We start from the raw sequence: 24,549 nt of genomic DNA, 5'->3' as shown, positions 1-24,549 counted from the left end.
GGCGTGCCAGAGCTTTATGCCGGATTGCCGGTCTGCGGCTCCATGATCAGCACGTCGCTTTCCAGTCCCGGTGCGATGCGCTCCCGCCAGGGCGTGCCGTACCAGCTGGTGCGCAGCGGCCGGGGTGTGTGGCCGAGTATGACGGCGCGCACGCCTTCCGCCCCTGCCGGGATGGAACTGTCGTCACCTTCTGCGGCCAGCTGCACATAGTCACAGCCGAAGCGGCGGGCAACGCCAGCAAGATGCGAGGGGCTGTCCGGCTGGTTGGTGACATGGACAAGCTTCGTCACGTCCCACAAGCCGCTGAGCAGGGCCCATTCGGTCAGGGCGGGCAGGTGCTCTTCGCCGCAATCGCGCACCACGAGCGTGCGGGCGCTTTCCGGCAGTGTTTTGCCGGAGGTGAACAGGACCGGGCCGCGGTGGCTCGACGGCAGCCGCAGCAACCCGTCCGGATCCCAGGTGGTCAGGTCCCGCCGGCCTTCGGCCTGATGGTGGAACCAGCCCTTGCAGGGCAGCACCAGCAGGGTCCGGCCCGGCGCGTCCGCACACAGGAGAAGCTGCTCCGGATCGCCTTCGTCATAAACGAGGACCGGCTCGGACGAGGCCCGGGATGTGCAGGTCTTCAGGGCCCGCAGCGCGGCGCTGGCCTTGTCGCGGATCCGCCGGCGCATCTGTGCGTGATCACTGGATGCGGCAATGGCGTGGGTGTCGATCAGCACATAGGCCGTCAGACTGGCACCATTGCCTTTGGCGATGGCACAGGCCCGGTCTGCCGGCGGCTGCACTTCGCCGTCGATCACCGCGAAGCGGACAGCTTCCAGCGCCGGAAACGGCTTCAGGGCACCGCGCGGCTCCACGAGATGGCGGAACGGGGCTTCGGCAGGGCGCTCGTCCGGCTCAAGCGCAGCCTCCCCGGCCGGCCAGCCGGTCGGCCATTGGGTGCGCTCGTCCAGCGGCTGCGGTGCCCGGCGCAGCACGCCCTCCAGCGCGTCCCCTCCGGCGAGCGCCAGACGGGCACCGGAAACATAGGCGGCCCGGCCCAGAAGATGACCGGCGACAGGCACGGTCAGCAGCAGGAACAGCAGGGTCAGCAGGCCCAGCACCACCGCTTCCATGTCACCATGGGCGATGATGCTGCCGAGGAGCACGAGGCCTGCGCCAAGGGTGCCCGCCTTGGTGGCGGCATGCATGCGCTGGAACGGGTCGGGCAGCTTCATGACCCCGAGGGCCGCGATGCACAGGAAGCCGGTACCGGCCAGTTTCAACAGGACGGAAAGCAGCAGAAGCATCACTTGTCCTCCTTCTTCTTCTCAAGCAGCGCCGACAGCGAGCAGGTGGCCAGGAAGCCGATCAGCGCGATGCCGAAGGCGATGTCCAGAAACTCGCGGCGCCCGGTGCCGATCATGGTCAGCGCGGCGATGGCGACGGCGATGCCGGTCAGCATGTCCAGCGCGACGAAACGGTCGGCATAGCCGGGGCCGGTGACCATGCGGATGGCGGCAAGCGTCAGGGGCACCATCAGGATTGCGATCAGGATGGCGGCGAAGAGGGTCAGGTAGCTGTCCAGAAACTCGATCATCCTTCAATCTCCTTGATGCGCTTTTCGAACGTGCCCTTGATGTTGGCTGCGACCACATCCGGGTCCGGGGCATTGAGGACATGCACATAGAGGGTGCTGAGGTCCTCGCTCACATGCAGCGAAGTGGTGCCCGGTGTCAGGCTGACGCAGTTGGCAAGGGCTGTGACCCCGGCGCGGCTGCGCAGGTTGACCGGCACGGCAACAATGGCCGGGCGCAGTGCCGTGCGGTTGCCCAGAACCTGCCGGGCCACCGTGATGGACGAGGCCACCAGTTCTCTCAGGAACACGAGCCCGAGAATTGCGGACTGGCCGATGCGAATGGCGAGGGTCATGGCGTCACTCCTGCGGTCTTGAGTTCGGTATCGAAGGCGCTGATGAACTCCGACGGATTGCCGAGGCTCTCGCCGGCGAGGTTGGAGAAGGCGATCAGCGGCTCCGGATTGAACCCGATGGCGACGGTGATGACGCCCAGCACCACGATGGGGGCCACCATGGCCAGCGGCACGGGACGGGCCTTGAGCTTGCGCACCGGCTCCTTCCAGAAGGCCTCGATCCAGATCTTGCTCATGGAGAAGATCGTCAGGAGGCCGACGAAAAGCGCGACGGCGGCAAGCCAGGCGGCATCATTCTGGAAGGAGGCATCCACCACCATGAACTTGGCCCAGAAGCCCGACATCGGCGGGATACCGGCCAGCGACAGGGCGGGAATCGCGAAAAGCACCGCGAGCAGCGGCGAGGACTTCATCAGCCCGCCGGACTTGCGCAGGTCGAAAGACCCGGTCGCCCGGTGGATGGCGCCTGCGATGAAGAACAGGTTCGCTTTCACCACGATGTGGTGGATGATGTAGAAGACCGCGCCTGCCAGAGCCAGCGGCGTTGCGATGGCAAGGCCCAGCATGATGTAGCCGATCTGACTGATGATGTGGAACGACAGGATGCGCCGCACGTCCCACTGCACCGCCGCGCCAAAGACGCCGAACAGCATGGTTCCGGCCGCGAACAGGGCCATCAGCGGCTTCAGCCCGCCGTTGTCCACCTCGAAGAGCAGGGTGAAGACGCGAAACAGCGCATAGACGCCCACCTTCGTCAGCAGGCCCGCAAACACCGCCGAAACGATGATCGAGGCCGTGTGATAGGAGGCCGGCAGCCAGAAGAACATCGGGAAGAAGCCCGCCTTGATGCCAAAGGCCAGCAGGAACATCATCGCCGCCAGGCTGAGTGCCGCCGAGGACTCCGTGCGCGGCAGAACCGTGGCGAGATCCGCCATGTTCAGCGTGCCGGTGGCGCCATAGAGCAGCCCGATCGCCATCAGGAACAGGATGGTCGAGAACAGGTTCAGCACCGCATATTTGATCGCCCCGTCGATCTGCGCACGGGTGCGGTCCAGCGTGATGAGGCCGAGCGTTGCGATCAGCATCACTTCAAACCAGACATAGAGGTTGAAGATGTCGCCGGTCAGGAAGGCGCCGTTGACGCCGGTCATCAGGCCGAGGAACAGCGGGTAGAAGCCCGAACGGATCTGGCGCTGGCGCAGGTCCGCGAGGGCAAAGACCAGCGCACACAGGGCCAGCAGGCTGGAAATCACCACCATGGCCGCGCTGAAGCGGTCCGCGGCAAAGACGATGCCGAAGGGCGGCGCCCAGCCTCCGAAGGCCTTGGTCAGGATCGTGCCGGTCATGACCTCCCGCAGCACCAGCACTGAGGCGGCCAGCGTGAGGGTCATGCCGGTAAGGGCCACGGCGCGCTGCACGGCCGGCCAGACATGGAAGGCGGCGGCCAGCGCGGCGGCTGCCAGCGGCAGGATGACGGGCCAGAGGAGAAGCGTGTCAGCCATTGCGGGTGGCCTCCTTGTCAAAGGGCGAGCCGAGTTCTTCGGCCGCATTCTGCTCGTCGGTGAAGACGGAGCCGAGGGCCGAGTAGGCCTTGAGCACGAGGGCGGCAGCAAAGGCCACCAGCGCAAAGCCGATGACGATGGCGGTCAGGATCAGCGCCTGGGGCAGGGGATTTGCCGATTCTGCGCCAAGCACCTGCGCACCCTTTTCGATGATCGGCGGGGCGGTGAATTGCAGCCCGCCCGCGACGAAGATCAGGAGGTTCACAGCCGCCGACAGCAGCACGACGCCGAAGAGGATGCGCACCACGTGCCGCGACAGCAGCAGATAGATGCCTGCGCCCATCTGGGCGGAAATGGCAAAGGCGTAGATGAGGCTCACTGTTCCACTCCCTCATAGAACCGGAAGACCAGCGACAGCACGCCGCCAATGACGACCATGAAGACGCCGATATCGAAGATCGTGGCGGTGCCCACATGGGCAGAGCCGAGTTCCGCCCACCAGTGGGTCAGGAACGAGCCATCCGAGAAGAGCCCCGGCAGGCCGCTGATGAAGGACAGGAACAAGCCGCAGCCCATCAGCACGATGGGGTGAACCATCAGTGCCCGGCGGGCCGTCTCCACGCTGCCGGCCAGTGCCAGCAGCGCGAAGCCGAGGGCTGCGAACAGTCCGCCGATGAAGCCGCCGCCCGGTTCGTTGTGGCCGCGGAACAGCATGTAGACGGACACCACGAGCAGCAGCACGAAGACGAGGCGGGACATGGTTGAGAAGATAATGGACATGGCTGTCACTCCTTCGTGGTGGCTGGTGCGCTTATGGGCGTGCTTGCGGGCTTGCCTGCAGGTTTGCGGGCACCGCGCAGCAGGCCCCAGGCGGCAATGGTTGCGAGGGCGACCACGGCGATCTCACCCAGCGTGTCGATGGCGCGGTAATCCACGAGGATCACGTTGACGACGTTGCGGCCATAGGCCTCCAGGTAGCTGGTCTCGCCGAAATATTCGGACAGGCGCAGATCAACCGGGGTGACGCCGATGGAGGCAAGCGCGACGAACATGATCACGGCAAAGCCGGTGGCGATCAGGCCGTCGCGGCGGCGCTCGTTGACGCTGCGCGAATGACGGCGCCGCGAGGGCAGGCGCAGCAGCACCGCCGTCATCAGGATGACGATCAGCGTTTCAACAGCCGTCTGCGTCAGGGCGAGGTCCGGGGCACCGTTGAGCATGAACACCACGGCAGAACCGAAGCCGGTGACGCCCGCTGCCACGAGCCCGGCGATCAGCGAGCGCACGAAGACCGTTGCAATGGCGCCTGCAGCCGTGAGCAGCAGCACCAGCACCACGGAGATGCGGATGCGGCCTTCACCGGCCAGGAAGTCCCAGGACGGCGCGGCGAAGAAGGCGAAGGCAAGGCCTGCAATCACCGTCAGTAGCACGATGGTGGTGTAGCGGTGCTGGTCGCCGTTCTGCAGCACGCGGGTCGACAGGCGCGCCGTGTCCAGAAGGCCGTTGAGCGCCTTGTGATAGAAGCGGTCACCCAGCCAGGCATAGAACCGGTCATAGTGGCGCAGCGTGTTGTGGATGCGGGTCCACTGCAGCACGATCACGGCACCGATGGTGATGACCAGCGCCGACAGCATCAGCATCGGCGTCAGGCCGTGCCAGAGCTTGAAGGACACATCCACCGGCTGGCCGTAGAGGGCCGAAGCGGCAGGGGCGATGAGCCACTGGGCCACCGGACCCGGCACGAGGCCGATCAGGATGCCGCCGGCGGCCAGCAGCAGCGGACCCACGAGCAGGCCGGGCGTCTCGCCATGATGCACTTCGCTGACACGCTCGGCCTTGAAGTAGAACGGGCGGATCGACACCACACCGGCCACGCCCACCATGACCGCATTGACGAGAACGGCAGCGGCGACGGGCAGGAAGTTCCAGTCGCTGGCAAGCTGTGCCTCGAACAGGTACTCCTTGGAGATGAAGCCGACGAAGGGCGGCAGGCCGGCCATCGACAGGCTGGCCAGCACGGCCGCAACCGCAGTGACCGGCAGGAAGCGGGCAAGGCCGCCGAGCCTGTTCAGGTTCGCTTCGCCCGTGGCATGAATGGCGGTGCCTGCACAGAAGAACAGCGCCGCCTTGTAAAGGGCGTGGGCGAGGATGAACCCGGCTGTTGCGACGGCCGCCACTTCACCGGTCAGGCCGATCAGCATCACCAGGATGCCGAGCGAGGCGACGGTGGACTGGGCCAGCACGGCCTTGAAGCCTTCGGCGCGCAGGGCCTGCAGGGCTGCAACGATCATGGTCAGCGAGCCGACGATGACAAGCGTGTGGCCGAAGGCGGGCATCCCGGCAAAGACGCCGTCAAATCGCGCCAGCAGGAACACGCCCAGCTTCACCATGGTGGCCGAATGCAGATAGGCGGAGGCCGGCGTCGGCGCGGCCATCGCATTCGGCAGCCAGAAGTGGAAGGGGAACTGCGCGCTCTTGGTGAAGGCGCCGATCATGATCAGCACTGCGATCGTTCCGGCCCAGGGGCTGGCAACAAGTTCGCCGGAGCGGGCCAGAACCTCGGTGAAGGAGAAGGTGCCCATGGTCATGCCGATGACCAGAATACCCGCAAACAGCACCAGGCCGCCGCCGCCGGTGACGACCAGCGACTGCAGGGCAGACTTGCGCGCCGCTTCCTTGTGGCCGTCAAAGCCGATGAGCAGGAACGAGGCAAGGCTCGTCAGCTCCCAGAAGACGAACATGACGATCAGGTTGTCGGAGAGCACCGTGCCGAGCATCGCGGCCATGAACAGCAGGATGAGGCCGAGGAAGCGGCCAATCTCGGAACTGGGCTTTTCGGCGAAATAGGCGCCGGCATAGATCACCACCAGCGTGCCGATGCCGCTGATCAGCAGGCCGAAGAGCAGCGAGAAGCCGTCCAGGCGGAACGACAGCTCCACGCCCAGCGACGGCACCCAGGCCAGTTGCGCCGTCAGCGCCCCGCCGGATGCCACCTGTCCGGCCTGCATCAGCAGTGAGGCAAAGATGGCCAGGGGGATGAGGCACATCACCCAACCGGTATTGCGCCCCAGAAATGATGCGGCTGGCCGCGCAATCAACGCGCCCGCCAGTGCGGCAACTATGCTCCACTCAAAGCTCACGGCTTGCATCCCTCTTGCTGTTTGCCCTGTATTGGCAAGAGGCGTGCCAGGCCAATTTACCTTTTTATATCAATGCATGTAGCGTCGCAGGTAAGTGCCCTGTCCGGATTTCCGAACAAGAGAGCAGTGCTCCCGTCCGGAAATCCGGACAAGGGGGAGGGCGGGGCAACGGGCCTTTCGGGTCCTCTTGCGCGGCATGCCTATAAAACGGGCAGGGGGTGATATTGCGCTGCGGAAAAGCCCCGGCATAATCGCGCCATGGACGCAGCCCTGACCGTACTCGTGATCGATGAGAACGACATTCGCGCCTCGATCATCGAGCGCGGATTGCGGGAGGCTGGGCATGAGCGGGTGATCCTCCTGTCCAGCATGGACGGGCTGGTGCGCCGCATCGTCGAGATCGACCCGGATGTGATCGTCATCGACCTGGAAAACCCCAACCGTGACCAACTGGAGCATCTGTTTCAGGTGTCGCGCGCGGCCCAGCGGCCGATTGCCATGTTCGTGGACCGCTCGGAAAGCGGCATGGTCGCGGCGGCGGTGGAGGCTGGCGTGTCGGCCTATGTGGTCGATGGGCTGCGGCAGGAGCGGGTGAAGCCGATCCTCGACATGGCCATTGCCCGGTTCAACGCCTTCACCCGGCTGCAGCAGGAACTGGCCGAGGCACGCAACGCGCTGGAAGAGCGCAAGGTGGTGGAGCGGGCCAAGGGCATTTTGATGAAATCCCGCGGGCTTAGCGAGGAAGAAGCCTTCACGCTGCTGCGGCAGACGGCGATGAACGAGAAGAAGAAGATTGCGGACATCGCCCAGAGCGTGGTGACCGCAGCCGGGCTGCTGCTGTGAGCGGCTGGCCCGCGCGGGGGACGCGCAGAAGGAGCAGGACAGGATGAACGCACACCCGGCACATGCCCCCGATCTTCCCCTGCCCGGCAAGGGGCCGGGCCGGGAGCCGCGCGTGCTCAGGGCCGGCTTCATTCCGCTCGTTGATGCCTCGATCCTGCTGGCCGCCGCCGAGGCGGGCTTTGCCGAACGCGAGGGCCTGCGGCTGGAACTGGTGCGCGATGTCTCCTGGGCCAATGTGCGCGACCGGCTCGCCTTCCGTCAGTTTGATATCGCCCACATGCTCTCGCCCATGCCGGTGGCAGCGCAGCTCGGGCTTGGCTCCAACCCGTCGCCTGCGGTCACGCCCTTCTTTCTGGGGCAGGGCGGCAATGCCATCACGCTGGCGCTGCGGCTGTTCGAGGAAATGGCGGAACTTGCCGAAGGGGTGGAGCGGGCTGATGCGCTGGGCTGCGCCAGGGCTTTGGCGCTGGTGGTGCGGGCCCGGCGGGAAGGCGGCATGGCGCCGCTGACGCTGGGCGTCACCTATCCGTTTTCCTCGCATAACTATGAGTTCCGCTACTGGCTGGCGGCTGGCGGCATTGATCCGGATGCGGATGTGCGGCTGGTGGTCGTGCCGCCGCCCATGACCTCCGATGCGCTGGAAGCAGGCGCCATTGACGGTTTCTGCGTCGGTGCGCCGTGGAACATGATTGCCTGCGAACGCGGTGTCGGGCGCATCGTTGCGGTCAAGCAGGACATCTGGCCGCTGGCGCCGGAAAAGGTGCTGGCCATGCGGCCGGAATGGGCCGATGCCAATCAGGACACGGTCATGCGGCTGATCGTGGCGCTCGACCGGGCGGCGCGCTGGTGTCAGGCGCCGGAAAACCATGATGACCTGGCCGCGATCCTTGCCGATCCGCGCTATCTGGGCGCGCCAAAGGACATTCTGCGCCGCGTTCTGGCGGGCGAATTCAGCCTTGATGCCCATGGCCGCACCCGCCGGATCGACAGCTATTTCCGCTTTCACGGGCAGAGCTCGAATGTGCCGAGCCGCACGCTGGCCCTGTGGATCTACAGCCAGATGATCCGCTGGGGACAGGCTGAGTTTTCACAGACGCTGGCAGAGAAGGCCGCAGGCTCCTGCCGTCCGGATCTCTACCGCATGGCGCTGGGAGCAGAGGCGGATGCGGATCTGGAGGATGCCGCTCTGGCCGCAGCCGCCTTCATGGATGGCGCACACTTCGATCCCCAGGACATCATGGCCCATGTGGAAGGATTTCCGGTGCGCCGCAGACCCGGTGAGCCGGTGCCGCTGTCTGAAGTGTGAGTGGATTCAATTTGTGCAGATAAGTTGCTGCACTGCATGATGGTGCATAAAAAGGTGGCGGTTCTGATAAGCGCCTGCCGGAGGTTCAAAGCCTGGCTTCTCCAAAAGCCCTTGTAAATCAATATTCTACCGCAGCGGCAAGCATCTGGCACGGCGCTTGCTTTTAAGATTGCAGTCCGGTCAACGGCGACCGGAACCATCGAACGCACATATCAGCGTTCACGAGAGACATCGACGTCGCTTGGTTTGCAGCCGGGAACCTCCCTTCCCGCGTGCAGTCACCGGGCGGCGTTTTTTGTTTTGGGCTCCAGGAAAAACAGAAGGGCCCGGGCAAAGAAGGGGACAGACACGATGAGCATCACCACAGCCGGCCTCAGCCGCCGCACCTTGTTGAAGTCCACCGCCGCCGCCGCCCTTGCCGGGGCTGTGAAGTCGGCCTTTCCCTCCGGCGCCTTTGCACAAGGGGCAGGGCCAGAGACAACCCGCGCCGTTCTCGGCTTCATCGCGCTCACCGATTCCGCGCCGCTGATCGTGGCCAAGGAGAAGGGGCTCTTCGCCAAATACGGCATGCCGGATGTGGAAGTGGTGAAGCAAGCCTCCTGGGGCACCACGCGTGACAATCTGGTGCTGGGCTCGCAAGGCAACGGCATCGATGGCGCGCATATCCTGACGCCGATGCCTTACCTCATCTCCGCCGGCAAGGTGACGCAGAACAACGTGCCGCTGCCCATGGTCATTCTCGCCCGCCTCAATCTGGATGCGCAGGGCATTTCGGTTGGCTCCGCCTACAAGGACCTGCAGGTCGGGCTTGATTCCGGCGTGCTGCGCGAGGCCTTCGCCGCCCGCAAGGCGGCCGGCAACCCGGCGAAGGCGGCGATGACCTTCCCCGGTGGCACCCATGATCTTTGGATCCGCTACTGGCTGGCGGCCGGTGGCATCGATCCGGACACGGACGTGGAGACTATCGTCGTGCCGCCGCCGCAGATGGTGGCCAACATGAAGGTCGGCACCATGGACTGCTTCTGCGTGGGCGAGCCCTGGAACGAGCAGCTGGTCAATCAGGGCATCGGCTTTACCGCCGTCAACACGGCGGAGCTGTGGAACAAGCACCCCGAGAAGTCGCTGGGCATGCGTGCGGACTGGGTGGAGAAGAACCCGCGCGCCGCGCAGGCTCTGCTGATGGCCACCATGGAAGCGGCCCAGTGGTGCGATGACATGGCCAACAAGGAAGAACTGGCCGAGATCGTCGGCAAGCGTGCCTGGTTCAATGTTCCGGCCAAGGACATCGTTGACCGCCTGAAGGGCGAATATGACTACGGTAACGGCAAGGTCGTCGAGGACAGCCCGCATTTCATGAAGTTCTGGCGCGACCACGCCTCCTATCCGTTCCAGAGCCACGATGCCTGGTTCCTCACCGAAGACATCCGCTGGGGCAAGTTCGAGCCGGAGACGGACATCAAGGCGCTGATTGCGCAGGTGAACCGCGAGGACCTGTGGCGCGAGGCGGCCAAGACGCTGGGCGTCACCGATATCCCGGCTTCCACCTCACGCGGGGTGGAAACCTTCTTCGACGGCAAGGTCTTCGATCCGGAAAACCCCGAAGCCTACCTGAAGAGCCTTGCGATTACGCGGATCGCCTGAAGGCAGCATGAGATGTTCCGGAGCGGGGATGCACCGCTCCGGGACTGAAGAAGACCCGAGGGAGACCCAGATGCCCCAGACCCAGCTGAAGATGAAGGACGCCGCGATACGCAAGGCAACGGCCAGCGTCATCGCCTTTACCCGCCCCATGAAGACAAGCAGCCATTTCACCCGCGCCCAGGCGCTTGCCCGCAGTGCGTCTGAAACGCTGCTGCCGCCCGTGATCACCCTCGCCGTGCTTCTGGCCATCTGGCAGGTGCTGTGCTCCTCGCCAACCTCCAGCCTGTCGGCCCCTTCCAAGGTGCTGTCGGAAAGCTGGGAGATCATTGCCCATCCGTTCTATGAAGGGCAGGGCATCGATCAGGGCATGTTCTGGCAGATCCTTGCCAGCCTGCAGCGTGTGGCTGTCGGCTATGCCTTCTCCGTGGTGGTCGGCATCGGCCTTGGCGTGCTCGTCGGCTCCAGCCAGTGGGCGATGCGGGGTCTCGATCCGATCTTCCAGGTGCTGCGCACCGTGCCGCCGCTGGCCTGGCTGCCCCTGTCGCTGGCCGCCTTTCAGGATGGCAGCCCCTCGGCCATCTTCGTCATCTTCATCACCGCCGTCTGGCCGATCATCATCAACACGGCGGTCGGCATCCGCAACATTCCGCAGGACTATCAGAACGTTGCCAGGGTGCTGCGGCTGAACGGCTTCGAGTATTTCGCCAAGATCATGCTGCCGGCTGCCGCGCCCTACATCTTCACGGGCCTGCGCATCGGCATCGGCCTGTCCTGGCTCGCCATTGTGGCGGCGGAAATGCTCATTGGCGGCGTCGGCATCGGCTTCTTCATCTGGGACGCATGGAACTCGTCGCTGATCAGCGACATCATCGTCGCCCTCGTCTATGTCGGGGTCGTCGGCTTCTTCCTTGACCGTCTCATCGCCTTTGCTGGCCGCCTTGTCACCCGCGGCACCGCGAACGCCTGAACAGGAGAACCGGCATGGCACAGTCCTATCTTTCCCTGCAGCTCGTCTCCAAGACCTACGAGCGTGCGGGCCTCAAGTCCGAGGTGCTGCGTGAGGTTTCCCTCAATGCGGACAAGGGCGAGTTCATCTCCATCATCGGCCACTCCGGCTGCGGCAAGTCCACGGTGCTCAACATCATCGCCGGGCTGACCCCGGCGACGACGGGTGTGGTGTTTCTGGAAGGGCAGGTGGTGGATGCCCCCGGCCCGGAGCGGGCGGTCGTCTTCCAGAACCACAGCCTTCTGCCCTGGCTGACCGTCTACGAGAATGTCGATCTGGCTGTCTCCAAGGTGTTCCGCGGCCGCAAGAGCAAGGCCGAGCGGCACGACTGGGTGATGCACAATCTCGATCTGGTGCAGATGGCCCATGCCGGCAGCAAGCGCCCGGCGGAAATTTCCGGCGGCATGAAGCAGCGCGTCGGCATCGCCCGGGCGCTGTCCATGGAACCCAAGGTGCTGCTGCTGGACGAACCCTTCGGCGCGCTGGACGCGCTGACCCGCGCCCATCTGCAGGATGCGGTGATGGAGATCCACGCAAGGCTCGGCAACACCATGATCATGATCACCCATGATGTGGACGAGGCCGTGCTCCTGTCGGACCGCATCGTGATGATGACCAACGGCCCGGCGGCCTGCATCGGCGAGGTGCTGGAGGTGCCGATCGAGCGTCCGCGCAACCGCATCGAGCTGGCCTCCGACCGCACCTATCTGAAGTGCCGCGAGGCTGTCCTGAAATTCCTCTACGAGCGTCACCGCTTCGTGGAAGCGGCGGAGTGAGACCCATGCGCCAGAAACTCGTTATCGCCGGCAATGGCATGGCCCCGGGGCGGATGCTGGAGCATCTGCTGGAGCAGGCACCGGACCTTTACGACATCACCATCTTCAATGCCGAACCGCGCGTGAACTACGACCGCATCATGCTGTCGCCGGTTCTCTCGGGCGAAAAAGCCTTTGAGGACATCATCATCCATGGCGATGGCTGGTACATCCGCAACGGCATCACCCTCTACAAGGGCCACCGCATCACCACCATCGACCGTGAGGCAAAGACAGTCACCTCCGATCAGGGTGAGATTGCAGCCTACGACAAGCTGGTGATCGCCACCGGCTCGGTGCCCTTCATCCTGCCCGTGCCGGGCAAGGACCTGAGAGGCGTCATCACCTACCGCGATCTGGATGACGTGGACGCCATGCTGCTGGCCGCGCAGGCCCGCGAGACGGCGGTGGTCATCGGCGGCGGTCTGCTGGGGCTGGAAGCGGCTGCCGGGTTGAAGGCGCGCGGCATGGATGTCACCGTGCTGCATGTGATGCCGACGCTGATGGAGCGCCAGCTTGATCCGGCGGCAGGCTATCTGCTGCAGCGCTCGCTGGAAGAGCGCGGCATCAAGGTGATGACCCGCGCCAACACGCAGGCGCTGCTGGCCGATGACACCGGCAAGGTCCGTGCGGTCGCGCTGCAGGATGGCACGGAAGTGCCCGCGACGCTCGTCGTCATGGCGGCGGGCATCCGCCCCAACGCAGGCCTTGCCCGCGAGGCAGGGCTTGAGGTGAACCGGGGCATCCTCGTCGATGACCACATGCGCACCAGCGATCCGGATATCTTCTCCCTCGGCGAATGCGCGGAAGTGGGCGGGCAGGTCTATGGTCTTGTCGCGCCGCTTTATGAGATGGCACGGGTGCTGGCGGGCGGGCTGGCAAAGCCGGTGACGGGCGCCGACGTGAAGGGCTTCGTCCATCAGGACACGCCCACCAAGCTCAAGGTGACCGGCATTGACCTGTTCTCGCTGGGCGATTTTGCCGAAAGCGAGGACCGGGAGGAAATCGTCCTGCGCGATGCCAGCGCCGGCGTCTATAAGCGGCTGATCCTCAAGGACAACCGCATCATCGGCTCGGTCCTCTTCGGCGAGACCGGCGATGCCGCATGGTTTGCGGATCTGAAGAAGAAGGGCACGGATATCTCGGATCTGCGCGAAACGCTGATCTTCGGGCAGGCCTTCCAGGGAGGGGGCGCACTGGACCCTACGGCGGCCGTTGCGGCGTTGGCGGATGATGCGGAAATCTGCGGCTGCAACGGCGTGTGCAAGGGAACCATCGTCTCGGCCATCACGGCCAAGGGCCTGACCAGCCTTGAGGAGGTCCGCGCCCACACCAAGGCCTCCGCCTCCTGCGGCAATTGCACGGGGCTGGTGGAAAAGGTGATGCAGCTGACGCTGGGCGACAGGTTTGAGGCGCAGGCGGTGAAGCCCATGTGCGGCTGCACCACCCACAGCCACGACGAGGTGCGCCGCCTGATCAAGGCGAAGAAGCTGAAGTCCATTCCGGCGGTGATGCAGGAGCTGAACTGGTCCACCTCCGGCGGCTGCGCCAAGTGCCGGCCGGCGCTCAACTACTACCTGATGGCTGACTGGCCGGGCGAATACGAGGATGACAGCCAGTCGCGCTTCATCAACGAGCGCGTCCACGCCAACATCCAGAAGGACGGTACCTATTCCGTCGTGCCGCGCATGTGGGGTGGCATGACTTCGGCCTCGGAACTGAGAGCCATCGCCGATGTGGTGGACAAATTCGCCATTCCCGCCGTCAAGGTCACCGGCGGCCAGCGCATCGACATGCTGGGGGTGAAGAAGGAAGACTTGCCCGCCGTCTGGGAAGATCTCGGCAAGGCCGGCTTCGTCTCCGGCCACGCCTATGCCAAGGGCCTGCGCACGGTGAAGACCTGTGTCGGCTCGGACTGGTGCCGCTTCGGCACGCAGGATTCCACCGGCCTTGGTGTGCGGCTGGAGAAATTCCTCTGGGGCTCCTGGACGCCGGCCAAGGTGAAGCTCGCCGTCTCCGGCTGTCCGCGCAACTGCGCCGAGGCCACCTGCAAGGACGTGGGCGTCATCTGTGTGGACAGCGGCTACGAGATCCATTTCGCGGGCGCGGCCGGGCTCGACATCAAGGGCACCGACGTACTGGGCCTTGTCCATACCGAGGATGAGGCGCTGGAGCACATCACGGCCTTGATCCAGATGTACCGCGAGCAGGGTCATTATCTGGAGCGCATCTACAAGTGGGCCAAGCGCATTGGCCACGACGAGGTGCGCCGCCAGATCATGGAAGATGGCGACCGCCGCCGCGCCTATTTCGAGCGTTTCGTCTATTCGCAGAAATTCGCGCAGACCGACCCCTGGTCCGAGCGTGTCTCGGGCAAGGACAAGCATGAATTCCGGCCCATGGCCGTGCTGGGACTGGAGGCGGCGGAATGAACGCGATGACACCAGACTGGATCGAGATCGGCAGCCTCTCCGACATTCCCCGCTCGGGCGCCCGTGTCGTCAAGACACCGGCCGGCTGCATCGCCCTGTTCCGCACCGAGGCTGACGAGGTCTATGCGCTGGATGACCGCTGCCCTCACAAGGGCGGGCCGTTGAGCGAGGGCATCGTGCATGGGCGGCATGTCACCTGTCCGCTGCACAACTGGGTGTTTGACCTTGCAACGGGTCTGGCGCAGGGGGCGGATGAGGGGGCGGTTGCCACCACGCCTGCCCGTGTCGAGGACGGGCGAGTGTTCCTCACCCGCGCCGCACTGACCCTGCATGGCCGGACCGCGCAAGGGGAGAAGCTGGATGGCTGAGACCACCCGCACCGCCTGCCCCTATTGCGGTGTCGGCTGCGGCGTGCTGGCCACCCGGCATGACGATGGCTCCGTCACCGTGAAGGGCGATCCGGAGCACCCTTCCAACTTCGGGCGGCTCTGCTCCAAGGGCTCGGCGCTGGCGGACACGCTGGCGCTGGAGGGCCGGCTGCTCCATCCGGAAATCGGCGGACGCCGCGCCTCCTGGGATATGGCGCTTGATCTCGTCGCCCGCCGGTTCAGCGAGGCCATCCGCGAGCATGGGCCGGACAGCGTGGCCATCTACGGCTCCGGCCAGCTGTTGACGGAAGATTATTACGCCGCCAACAAGCTGATGAAGGGCTTCATCGGTTCGGCCAACATCGACACCAACTCGCGCCTGTGCATGGCCTCTTCCGTCGCCGGTCACCGGCGGGCCTTCGGCTCGGATACCGTGCCGGGCAGCTATGAGGATCTGGAAGAGGCGGATCTCGTGGTGCTGGTGGGCTCCAATCTCGCCTGGTGCCATCCGGTGCTGTTCCAGCGGCTGGAGGCTGCCAAGGCGGCGCGGCCTTCCATGCGGGTTGTCACCATCGACCCGCGCCGCACGGCCACCAGCGAACTGGCGGATCTGCATCTCTCCATCCGCCCGGATGGCGACACGGCGCTCTTTGCCGGGCTGCTCGCCTATCTCGATGAGGGCGGGCGCATCGACCGGGCTTATGTGCGCCAGCATGTGAATGGACTGGATGAAGCGCTGGCCATCGCCCGCCAGTGGCCGGTGAGCGCCGTGGCTGCGGCAACGGGGCTTTCTCCGGCCGAAACCGGCGCCTTCTTCGAGCTTTTCGCCCGCACGCAGAAGGTGGTGACGGTCTATAGCCAGGGCGTCAACCAGTCCGTCTCCGGTACGGACAAGGTCAATGCCATCGTCAATGTGCATCTTGCCACGGGCCGCATCGGCAAGCCCGGCATGGGGCCGTTTTCCGTCACCGGCCAGCCCAATGCCATGGGCGGGCGCGAGGTGGGCGGCCTTGCCAACATGCTTGCCGCCCATATGGACCTCGACAATCCGGCGCACCGGGACATCGTGCAGGGCTTCTGGAACGCACCGAAGCTGGCGGCGAGGCCCGGCCTGAAGGCGGTGGAACTGTTCGATGCCATGCACGAGGGCCGCATCAAGGCGGTCTGGATCATGGCCACCAACCCGGTGGACAGCTTGCCGGATGCGGACAGGGTGCGCGAAGCCTTGGGCCGCAGCCCCTTCGTCGTGGTATCTGATGTGCTGCGTGATACGGACACCACCCGCCACGCCCATGTGCTGCTGCCCGCCGCCGCCTGGGGCGAGAAGGACGGCACGGTGACCAATTCGGAGCGGCGCATTTCCCGCCAGCGCGCCTTCCTGCCGCTGCCGGGCGAAGTTCTGCCCGACTGGGCCATCATCTCCGCCGTGGCGCGGCGCATGGGGCATGGGCAGGCTTTCGGCTACACCAGCCCGGCTGACATCTTCGCCGAACATGCCGCCCTGTCCGGCATTGCCAACAACGGCAGCCGCGATTTCGACATCAGTGTCCATGCCGGCATCGGCCAGCTGGATTATGACGCGCTGGAGCCTTTCCTCTGGCCCGCGCCCGCAGAAGGAAAAGGCCCGGAAGATGGCCGTTTCTTTGCGCAAGGCGGTTTCTTCACGCCCGACCGCAAGGCGCGGATGGTGCCGGTATCGCCCGCCGTGACGGGACCGGAAGAGGATGGTCTGCTGACGCTCAACACCGGCCGCATCCGCGACCAGTGGCACACCATGACGCGCACCGGCCGGGCAGCGCGGCTGTTGACCCATATCGCCGAGCCCTTCGCCGAAATTCACCCCGAAGACGCCGCGCTGCACGGTATTGCGGCGGCGGATCTGGTGGAGATCTCCAATGTTCGCGGCAGCGTTCTCGTGCGGGCCGTGGTGACGGACCGGGTGCGCCGGGGCGAGGTTTTCGTGCCGATGCACTGGACCGGGCAATTTTCCGCCCGCGCCCGCATCGATGTTCTGGCTGGGCGCCAGCGCGATCCGTTCTCCGGCCAGCCGGGTCTGAAGCGCAATGCTGTGCGCCTTGCTCCGGTTGCTGCCCGCTGGCACGGCTTTGCCGTGCTCTCCCGCGCACCGGAGCATTTGCCCTTCGCCTATTGGGCGCTTGCGCCGTTGACCGATGTGGGAACCAGCGAGGCGGTGAAGATCGAGTTTGCCACGCTGGAGGACGACACGCCGGAAGAGATCGCGGCAAGCCTCCTGCGCCGCTGCACCCTTGGCGGGGCTGGCAAGCCGGAGCAGATGTCCTTCCATGCGGCGTCTGACGGGCTTTACCGCTGCATGGTCTGGCAGGACGGGGTGCTGGCTGGGGCCGTATTCCTCGCCCGCACGCCGGTTGCCGTTTCCCGCAGCTGGGCCAGCAGCCTGCCCGGCACGCGGGACGATGGCCCCGCCAGCCGCTGGCGGCTGCTCGCCGGGCGCCCGGCGGCGGATGTGCCGGACAAGGGGCCGGTGGTCTGCACCTGCTTCCAGATTGGGGCCAACGAAATCCGCCGCGCCGCCGCTGAAGGCTCTGACACGGTGGCTGCCATTGGCGCCTGCCTGGGCGCTGGCAGCAACTGCGGCTCCTGCCGCCCGGAAATCGCCCGCCTGCTGGCGGAGTGCAAACCCCATGAGGAGGCGCATGACCATGCTGCACGTTCAGCCTGAAACCTCTGGCCTTTCGCCTCGTTCCGCCCGCCCGCAGCGTCCTGCCCGGATGGAGCCTCTGGCCGTGCTGCCGGTGTTCCTGCCGCTCACAGGCCGCAAGGCGGTGCTGGCCGGAGGCGGGGCGCCTGCCGCCTGGAAAGCCGAGCTGCTGCTGGCCGCAGGGGTGGAATTGTACCTCTTCACGGACAACCCTTGCGAGGATCTGGCGGCGCTGCTGGCGGATCCGGCGCTGAGCCCGCGCATCCATCATGCCTTCCGGCGGTGGCAGCCTGAAGATCTCACCGGCGCTGCCCTTGCCATTGCTGATGCCGAAGATGACGAGGATGCTGCAGCCTTCTTCGCGGCGGCCCGTGCGGCGGGTGTGCCGGTGAATGTCATCGACCGGCCGGCCTTCTGCCAGTTCCAGTTCGGCGGCATCGTCAACCGCTCGCCGCTGGTCGTCGGCATCTCCACCGATGGCGCGGCCCCCGTGCTGGGCCAGACGGTGCGCCAGAAGATCGAAACCCTGCTGCCGCCCGGCCTCTCCCGCTGGGCGCAGCTTGCTGCCCGTATTCGCGCGGCGGTGAGTGAACGGCTGGAAAGCGTGGCCTTGCGGCGGCGCTTCTGGCGGCAGTTCAGCGAAGCCGCCTTTGCGCGCGGGGCGCCGGAACTTGAGGAGGATTTCGGCGCCCTCATCGATCACTTGGCGGAGGAGGCTCCCGCCACCGGCGAGGTGGTGCTGGTGGGGGCGGGTCCGGGCGATGCCGCGCATCTGACGCTTGGCGCCATGCGGGCGCTGCAGTCGGCGGATGTGATCCTGTTTGACGATCTCGTCAGCGCCGAAGTGCTGGAGCTTGCCCGCCGCGAGGCGAAACGCATGCTCGTCGGCAAGCGCGGCGGGCGGGAAAGCTGCGCGCAGGAAGACATCAATGACATGATGGTTTCGCTCGCCCGGCAGGGGCGCAAGGTGGTGCGGCTGAAGTCCGGTGATCCGATGGTGTTTGGCCGGGCGGGGGAGGAAATTGCCCGCCTGGAAGCCGAAGGCATCCCCGTTTCCGTGGTGCCGGGCATCACGGCGGCCTCAGCCATGGCAGCGCGTCTCAAGGTGTCACTCACCCACCGCGATCATGCCCAGAGCCTGCGCCTGATGACCGCCCACTCCCGCCATGGCGGCCTGCCGGACACGCTGGACCTGTCAGGCCGCGCCACCTCTGCCTCCACCACCGTGTTCTACATGGGCCGCCGTATGGCCGGCAGCCTGCGCCAGCGGCTCCTGTCGGAAGGCGTCTCCCCGGATCTGCCCGTTGTGGCCCACGGCTCCGCCAGCCGCCCGGAGGAAAAGATCTGGACCGGCCGCCTCGCAGACCTCACCAGCACCGCCATGGCCGCCTTCGGCGAGGCTCCGGTGCTGATCGGCATAGGACAAGTCTTTGCGGCCGCGAAGGTGGGGGAGGAGGAGGCCGGGTTGCCGGTGGTTGCGGCTCAGGTTCAGGCCCGCAAGGTTCGCGCATGAAAGAGCGTGCACAACTGCATGTGCTGCTGCGCTGTGGTTTTGCCATTCTGCATTGTGGCGGTTGATCCCTTCGTATAAATGACGGGCCTCTGGCACTCTGCAGATCTGATCCGGATTGTTTGTGTCACTGCAGGGACCAGTGTCCGTCATCAGGCGCCGTGTTCGCCTGACGGGTTTTGAGTGGGCAGATTCTGGAGTTCCCGACGTGAGCCGCTTTGTTTCAGATGATCGTCCTGGCACGCAGGTCAGGATGATCGTTTACATCCTCCTTGCCTATGCTGTTTACGTCCTGTTTTCCCGTATCCCATTGCCCGGCCTGCCGCCTTTTGTGCGGGACCGGGTGCTGATGGGGGATAACGATGTGCAGCGCATGTCGCTGATCGTTCTCGGTGTCATCTCGATTATGACGGTTCTCATCTATGCAGAGATTCTGAAAGTCCTCTTTCCCTCCTTCATGGCCGCTGGCGAAAAGTCTCGGTTCTACGGCCCGGTCATCGGCATTCTGGTGATCGGGATGACGCTGCTGCAGGGGGACGGCATTCTTCAGGCGTTCATGGCCATGGGGTACCAGGACGGCAGGCAGGTGATGATCATGGTGGGCCTCGCCAGTTTTGCCGGCGTTTCGATGCTCCTGTTCTGGTTTGAAGGGAGGATCCGGCTGCCGGGGCTGGACAGCGGCATCTGGGTTCTGCTGGCCATTCCCGCCTTTGCAAGCCTGTTCAGCTGGCTGCCTCAGGCCCTCGCCTTCTCGCGGCACGGGCTGCCCCTCGGCACATATACTGTGGTCGCAGCCTATGTGGTGGCCGTGATTGTCCTCGCGGCCGGTGCCTGCTTGCTGCTGTCCGCCGGTTCGAGGCGGCCCGATGCCCTCAGGATGCTGCTCTGGCCGCCGGTTCTCGCCAATGGTCTTCTGGTATATCTGGGGCCGTTGGTGATGGTGTTCCTGCCTGAGACGCACCAGTACGACCCTGCGGCGTGGACGCTTATTGAGGTGGCCCTACTGGTGCCGCTCATGGCAGCCTTCGTCTTTGGCTATTGCCGCATTTACGGCAAGGGCACGGGTGCAGAGGGCAAGCCTGCGCTCCACCCTGCCATGCTTGCCGTTCCGGTGTTCGCGGTGCAGGTCTTCATTTTCGCCGGTTCCAAGCTCCTCAATGTGTTTGCCGAGCTGCCGGTGATGGTCGAAGGCTACATGCTGACGGTCTGTGCCGCCGTCATGTTCTGTCTGCTGCAATTGCTCCGCCGGGCCTGAGATTTTTGACTCAAACCCGTGCGTGAAGGGGATTGCCGGACCATGAAACACCGGCGGCCCCTTCCAGAAAGCCGTCGCAGAAGGCGCCGCCCGGCGCATGGGGGAGGGCTTTGGCGCTCATCTCCTCTGCGCCGATGCGGCCTTGCACCAGATCATCGAACAGGCTGATCACCTCGAAGAAGCCTTGCGTCTGCGGCGAGAGCCTGAGGCCGCTGACGCCGGCGCTCTTCAGGCGCGGCAGGGTGTGGGCCATGTTGGCGCATTGGGCCGAGAGCGTCTGCACGCCGTTGATGGCCAGAAATTCCTGCCCGTCCAGCGTATCCACCGCCAGCCCGTCCGGATCATCGGCGCAGACGAATTGGCACTGGTCCTTGGCCCGGTCGTGATAGCGCGCATGATAGCAGCGGCCGGAAATCGCCAGCGGCAGGCGGCCCCAGCCCCAGACCTCCACCGGCACGGGGCCCGCTGCCGCCGCCAGCCGCTCCACCGATGCCATGGGCAGTTCCGGCGGCAGGCAGAAACGCACCGCGCCGCGCGCCTTCAGGAAGGCCACCGTCCCCTCGTTATAGACGTTGATCAGCGGTCCTGCCGAAAAGGCGGCGCCTTGCGGCAGGTGGGCGAGGGCGGTGATGTCATTCACCTCCACCTCAAGGCCCATGTCCGCCAGTTCTGCCGTCTGCTTGCGCTCGCGCTTCAGGGTGACCAGCGCAAGGCTTGTCACCGACACCTCCTTGCCGCCCGCCTGCAGCCGTTCGATGGCTTCCGGCAGGCGCGTCTGATAGAAGGGCAGGCGCTTGGAACAGACCAGCTCACCGATGACGGCGCGCTTCACGCCCGGTGTTTCGGCCAGTCTTGCATAGAAATCGCTCCACGCCGCAGCGTCCCAGAAGCCCATCACCGGGCCAACCGTCAGCTCCATCCTGTCATCTCCAGATCTTGTTATAGGCCCCGGCGGTGGAGCTCTGGCCCTCGGTCAGCTGCGCCAGCATGCCGGCCGGCACCGGGCGGCCTGCTTCCAGCGCCTCCACGGCGGCGCGGAAGTTGCGCACCACCTGCGACACATAGGCCCGCGACCGCTGGCGGCCCTCGATCTTCAGCGCTGAAACCCCGGCCCGCGCCAGCGCGGGCAGCAGTTCGGAGGCATCAAGGCTTGCCGGGTCCTCGAAGACGTAACCCGTGCGCTCGCCCACCTTGAAGCAGCCCTTGCACAGGGTGGGGTAGGGGGCAGCTTCCCCCTTGGCCGAGCGGTGGATGGTGTAACCGCCCAGCCGTGCCGCCAGATCCTTGCCCTCTTCGGCATATTCCACGTGGCTTGCGGGCGAGCACACGCCGTTCATGTTGGGCGAGCGGCCTGTGATGTAGGACGACAGGGAGCAGCGCCCCTCCGCCATGACGCAGAGCCCGCCGAAGATGAACACCTCCGTCTCGACGCTGATCTCCCGGTTGATGGCAGCGATCTCCTCGACGCTCAGCACACGCGGCAGCACCACGCGCTTCACATCGAAGGTTTCTGCATAGAAGTTGATGACATCGGGGTTTGCCGCAGCCGCCTGCACCGACAGATGCCGCCGCAGGCCCGGATGCCGCTCCGCCGCATAGGCGATGAGGCCGAGATCGGCCAGGATCACCGCATCGGCGCCCGCCTGTTCCGCATCGGCGACGGCGCGGTGCCACAGATCCTCGTTTCCGGCGCGGGGAAAGGTGTTGATGGCCACCAGCACCTTTGCCCCGCGCGCATGAGCATAGGCGACGCCCGCCGCCAGCTCCTCGCGGGAGAAATTGAGACCGGGGAAGTTGCGGGCGTTGGTGTCATCGGCAAAGCCGCAATAGATGGCATGGGCACCGGCGTCGGTGGCAGCTCTCAGGGCCGCAGGCGTTCCGGCAGGGCAGACGAGTTCCATCACCGGAAAGCCTCCATGGGTGCCGGGCGGCTCAGCGGCACGCCGGTCATGGACTGCAGCAGGGCAATCACCCGGTTGGCGGCTCCTGCGAGCGGACCGGTGAGGCGGGCGATTTCCGCGCCCAGATCCAGCTCCGCATCGTCAATGGCATTGCGCAGGGCAAGGGCCGCCGAGGTGTCGCCCTCGATGGTGAGATCGCGGGAGAAGAACAGCGCATCCCCGTCCCAGACCCCATGCACCAGTCCGACAAGCGCCGCCAGCTTTCCGGTGATGCGCGCATCGGCGGCGGGCGGGGTGGCATGCAGGGTGATGGTCAGCGGCTCCTGAGACAGGTCCATCAGGAAGGTCAGCGGCACGTCGCTGGCCGTCAGCGCAAAGCGGCTGTGGCGGTAGGCGCCGAGCCGGGTCATCAGGCCGGGATGGCGCGCCACGATCTGCCGCGCCGCGCCCGTCAGCACAAAGGCTGCAGGCGCGGCAGGTGCAAGGCGCAGGCCGAGAGCCAGAAACGGCGGCATTTCAGGAATGGACGGGGGCTGGCCGGCGCCAGAGGGGGTGTCAGGGCTGGTACCTGGGCTGGTATTGGGGCCTGAGGACATCATGCAGGGGCTCCGTCTGTCGCGTTGCCCGGCACCATAGGCAGCGCAACCGGCGCTGTAGTTGATGCGCATCAACTCCAGCGGCCTATCCCGCCTGTTCCTGATCCCGTTCCTCGTCTTTGGCGTTCAACTGCGCCGTTCAAGAGCCAGCTTGAGGCCGAAGGCGACCAGGACGGAGCCGGTGAGCCCGTCGATGCCGCGCGTGAAGGACGGGCGGCGCAGCAGTCCGGCAATGGGCCGGGTCGCCAGAATGATCACGGCAAACCAGAGCGTGCCCATCAGCCCATGGATGGCGGCAAGTCCGGTGCTGAAGGCCGTGACGGGCACATCTGCCGGAATGAACTGCGGCAGGAAGCTGACATAGAAGACGCCGACCTTGGGATTGAGCAGATTGGTCATCAGCCCGCGCCAGAACCAGCTCCGGCTGGCGCTCTGATCTGCGGCAACTTCAGCGGCGGCCTGTTCCAGCTGCGCCGGATCGGCAGGGCGCAGAGCGGCGCGGACCATTCTGAACCCCAGCCAGATCAGATAGGCCGCGCCGGCAAACTGCATCACCCGGTAGGCCGCCTCGGAAACAGCCAGCAGCGCCCCCAGTCCCACGGAGGCGGCAAAGCCCCAGGTGATGACGCCGGCGGAAATGCCAAGCCCCGCAGCAAAGGCCTGTTTCGGGCCTTCTACGGTCGCCGTGCGCAGCACCAGCGCCGTGTCCAGTCCCGGTGTCAGGGTGACGAGGGCGGCTGCAATCGAAAAGGCGATGATGGCTGAAACCGGGTCCATGAATGTCTCCGCATGCCGGAAGGGCAGGCCGTCATATTGCAGCTTTGGCGGGGGCGGCCAAGTGAGAAAACTTCAGTTCTCGCCACGTGCCCGGTCGAGCGGCTCACTTAACAACGCTTCGGCGCGCGGGGAAAGCGGGCAGCCGCGATCTTTCAGCAGGGCAATGGCCTCCCGCGTCAGCGCCTTGTTGGCGGTGTTGCCGGCGAACGTGGTGGAGGAGTTGGCAAACTCGATGCAGATGTTCTGCGTGCCGATGCTGTGCCGGTAGTCCACCCGGGAGATATTGCCGTAGGGCTCGGTGCGGGTACGGATGACCTTGCATTCCACGTGACTGGGGTGAAACACCAGCCTGGGATTGATCGAATTGGTCGAATGCGCCAGCCACGGCACATATTTGCGCCCCGAGAACCCGGCCACCAGCGGAATGATGGTGCTGCCGTTCTCCTGCGTGATCCTTGCAGCCTTGGCCCGGTCGAGACGGCTTTTGATCATCAGATAGAAGACGCCGAAGAACAGAGCGAAACAGGTGACGAACAGCGCGATGAAGAGGGCAAGTTCCATGCGGCGGTCCTTTCACCGGGGAGAGTGTTTACATCAGTCGAAAGGAAGAAGATCGGGCCTTCGTTTTGCCGCAGCGTCCCTCTCCCCACTTGAGGGGGAGATGTCTGCGTCAGCAGACAGAGGGGGGGAGCAGCACCTCAGCACAGTACCATCTCTCTCATAAACGGATAGTCAGTTACCCCGTCTGCCCCCTCAATGGGCTATCGGACTCACATCAGGTTCGGACACCGCCCGCGGCGATGCGCCTGATTTGTGGCAGGGCCTCTCCGCTCCCCTCCCCACGAGGGCTACTGCATGCACACATC

At 65.4% G+C, this 24,549-nt stretch carries 22 protein-coding genes; 10 read left to right on the top strand and 12 right to left on the bottom strand.

The features are described 5' to 3' along the window. Window positions 1-14: 14 nt before the first annotated feature. From mnhG to mbhE, 7 genes are read right to left on the bottom strand one after another with little or no spacing between them, the layout of a single operon-like run. On the bottom strand, window positions 15-1,289 hold the full coding sequence (mnhG, locus tag ACVNHC_RS10760; protein WP_457167241.1) for a monovalent cation/H(+) antiporter subunit G: 1,275 nt from the start codon (window positions 1,287-1,289) through the stop codon (window positions 15-17). Then, window positions 1,289-1,579 carry a monovalent cation/H+ antiporter complex subunit F gene (locus ACVNHC_RS10755; RefSeq protein ID WP_050473094.1) on the bottom strand — a complete coding sequence of 97 codons (291 nt, stop codon included), beginning with the start codon at window positions 1,577-1,579 and terminating at the stop codon, window positions 1,289-1,291. The genes mnhG and ACVNHC_RS10755 overlap by 1 nt, the downstream gene beginning before the upstream one ends. Then, window positions 1,576-1,911, bottom strand: coding sequence for a Na+/H+ antiporter subunit E (locus ACVNHC_RS10750; RefSeq protein ID WP_058899050.1), 336 nt, complete (start codon window positions 1,909-1,911; stop codon window positions 1,576-1,578). The genes ACVNHC_RS10755 and ACVNHC_RS10750 overlap by 4 nt, the downstream gene beginning before the upstream one ends. Then, window positions 1,908-3,413: a Na+/H+ antiporter subunit D gene (locus ACVNHC_RS10745; RefSeq protein ID WP_058899051.1), complete on the bottom strand. Its 1,506-nt coding sequence runs from the start codon at window positions 3,411-3,413 to the stop codon at window positions 1,908-1,910. The genes ACVNHC_RS10750 and ACVNHC_RS10745 overlap by 4 nt, the downstream gene beginning before the upstream one ends. After that, on the bottom strand, window positions 3,406-3,792 hold the full coding sequence (locus ACVNHC_RS10740) for an NADH-quinone oxidoreductase subunit K (RefSeq protein ID WP_050473097.1): 387 nt from the start codon (window positions 3,790-3,792) through the stop codon (window positions 3,406-3,408). The genes ACVNHC_RS10745 and ACVNHC_RS10740 overlap by 8 nt, the downstream gene beginning before the upstream one ends. Continuing rightward, window positions 3,789-4,193 carry an MnhB domain-containing protein gene (locus ACVNHC_RS10735; RefSeq protein WP_058899052.1) on the bottom strand — a complete coding sequence of 135 codons (405 nt, stop codon included), beginning with the start codon at window positions 4,191-4,193 and terminating at the stop codon, window positions 3,789-3,791. Before ACVNHC_RS10735 ends, ACVNHC_RS10740 begins: the two co-directional genes overlap by 4 nt. 5 nt (window positions 4,194-4,198) lie before the next feature. Next, entirely contained in the window at window positions 4,199-6,562 is a 2,364-nt protein-coding gene (mbhE, locus tag ACVNHC_RS10730; protein ID WP_050473099.1) for a hydrogen gas-evolving membrane-bound hydrogenase subunit E, read from the bottom strand. 249 nt (window positions 6,563-6,811) lie between these two features. On the opposite strand from mbhE, the gene ACVNHC_RS10725 reads away from it, so the two are divergent. The 10 genes from ACVNHC_RS10725 to ACVNHC_RS10680 all read left to right on the top strand — a co-directional run bounded on the left by ACVNHC_RS10725 (window position 6,812) and on the right by ACVNHC_RS10680 (window position 20,409). Continuing rightward, on the top strand, window positions 6,812-7,396 hold the full coding sequence (locus ACVNHC_RS10725) for an ANTAR domain-containing response regulator (protein ID WP_050473100.1): 585 nt from the start codon (window positions 6,812-6,814) through the stop codon (window positions 7,394-7,396). 43 nt (window positions 7,397-7,439) lie between these two features. Next, window positions 7,440-8,702, top strand: coding sequence for a CmpA/NrtA family ABC transporter substrate-binding protein (locus ACVNHC_RS10720; RefSeq protein ID WP_457167240.1), 1,263 nt, complete (start codon window positions 7,440-7,442; stop codon window positions 8,700-8,702). Window positions 8,703-9,053: 351 nt separating this feature from the next. Beyond that, window positions 9,054-10,343 (top strand): CmpA/NrtA family ABC transporter substrate-binding protein, encoded by a 1,290-nt coding sequence (locus ACVNHC_RS10715; RefSeq protein ID WP_058899055.1) that lies wholly within the window; start codon window positions 9,054-9,056, stop codon window positions 10,341-10,343. A gap of 70 nt (window positions 10,344-10,413) precedes the next feature. Beyond that, on the top strand, window positions 10,414-11,310 hold the full coding sequence (gene ntrB / locus ACVNHC_RS10710) for a nitrate ABC transporter permease (RefSeq protein WP_457167239.1): 897 nt from the start codon (window positions 10,414-10,416) through the stop codon (window positions 11,308-11,310). Window positions 11,311-11,324: 14 nt separating this feature from the next. Then, the gene (locus tag ACVNHC_RS10705; protein ID WP_019966568.1) at window positions 11,325-12,125 is read left to right on the top strand and encodes an ABC transporter ATP-binding protein; all 801 of its coding nucleotides are present in this window, start codon (window positions 11,325-11,327) and stop codon (window positions 12,123-12,125) included. Window positions 12,126-12,130: 5 nt separating this feature from the next. Then, window positions 12,131-14,596 carry a nitrite reductase large subunit NirB gene (gene nirB / locus ACVNHC_RS10700; RefSeq protein WP_457167238.1) on the top strand — a complete coding sequence of 822 codons (2,466 nt, stop codon included), beginning with the start codon at window positions 12,131-12,133 and terminating at the stop codon, window positions 14,594-14,596. 5 nt (window positions 14,597-14,601) lie between these two features. Further along, complete coding sequence (gene nirD / locus ACVNHC_RS10695; protein WP_457167374.1) at window positions 14,602-14,964, top strand: nitrite reductase small subunit NirD; 363 nt, start codon at window positions 14,602-14,604, stop codon at window positions 14,962-14,964. Then, window positions 14,957-17,665, top strand: coding sequence for a nitrate reductase (locus ACVNHC_RS10690; RefSeq protein WP_457167237.1), 2,709 nt, complete (start codon window positions 14,957-14,959; stop codon window positions 17,663-17,665). Before nirD ends, ACVNHC_RS10690 begins: the two co-directional genes overlap by 8 nt. Next, entirely contained in the window at window positions 17,640-19,157 is a 1,518-nt protein-coding gene (gene cysG / locus ACVNHC_RS10685) for a siroheme synthase CysG (protein WP_457167236.1), read from the top strand. Before ACVNHC_RS10690 ends, cysG begins: the two co-directional genes overlap by 26 nt. A 250-nt stretch (window positions 19,158-19,407) precedes the next feature. Continuing rightward, window positions 19,408-20,409 (top strand): hypothetical protein, encoded by a 1,002-nt coding sequence (locus ACVNHC_RS10680; protein WP_457167235.1) that lies wholly within the window; start codon window positions 19,408-19,410, stop codon window positions 20,407-20,409. Window positions 20,410-20,419: 10 nt separating this feature from the next. On the opposite strand, the gene ubiV is transcribed toward ACVNHC_RS10680, so the two are convergent. The 5 genes from ubiV to ACVNHC_RS10655 form a co-directional block, all read right to left on the bottom strand. Then, window positions 20,420-21,328 (bottom strand): ubiquinone anaerobic biosynthesis protein UbiV, encoded by a 909-nt coding sequence (gene ubiV / locus ACVNHC_RS10675; protein WP_374631164.1) that lies wholly within the window; start codon window positions 21,326-21,328, stop codon window positions 20,420-20,422. Between the two features lie 4 nt (window positions 21,329-21,332). Further along, on the bottom strand, window positions 21,333-22,310 hold the full coding sequence (ubiU, locus tag ACVNHC_RS10670; protein WP_457167234.1) for a ubiquinone anaerobic biosynthesis protein UbiU: 978 nt from the start codon (window positions 22,308-22,310) through the stop codon (window positions 21,333-21,335). Further along, window positions 22,310-22,909, bottom strand: a complete 600-nt coding sequence (ubiT, locus tag ACVNHC_RS10665; RefSeq protein WP_457167233.1) for a ubiquinone anaerobic biosynthesis accessory factor UbiT — start codon at window positions 22,907-22,909, stop codon at window positions 22,310-22,312. Before ubiT ends, ubiU begins: the two co-directional genes overlap by 1 nt. Before the next feature lie 123 nt (window positions 22,910-23,032). After that, window positions 23,033-23,683, bottom strand: a complete 651-nt coding sequence (locus ACVNHC_RS10660) for a LysE family translocator (protein WP_457167232.1) — start codon at window positions 23,681-23,683, stop codon at window positions 23,033-23,035. Window positions 23,684-23,755: 72 nt separating this feature from the next. Further along, window positions 23,756-24,244 (bottom strand): hypothetical protein, encoded by a 489-nt coding sequence (locus tag ACVNHC_RS10655; protein WP_457167231.1) that lies wholly within the window; start codon window positions 24,242-24,244, stop codon window positions 23,756-23,758. Window positions 24,245-24,549 lie beyond the last annotated feature (305 nt).

This window comes from Pannonibacter sp. Q-1 (genome assembly GCF_054073275.1).
Note: the sequence above shows the minus strand (reverse complement) of the source record. Positions and strands in the feature narration are given on the sequence as shown.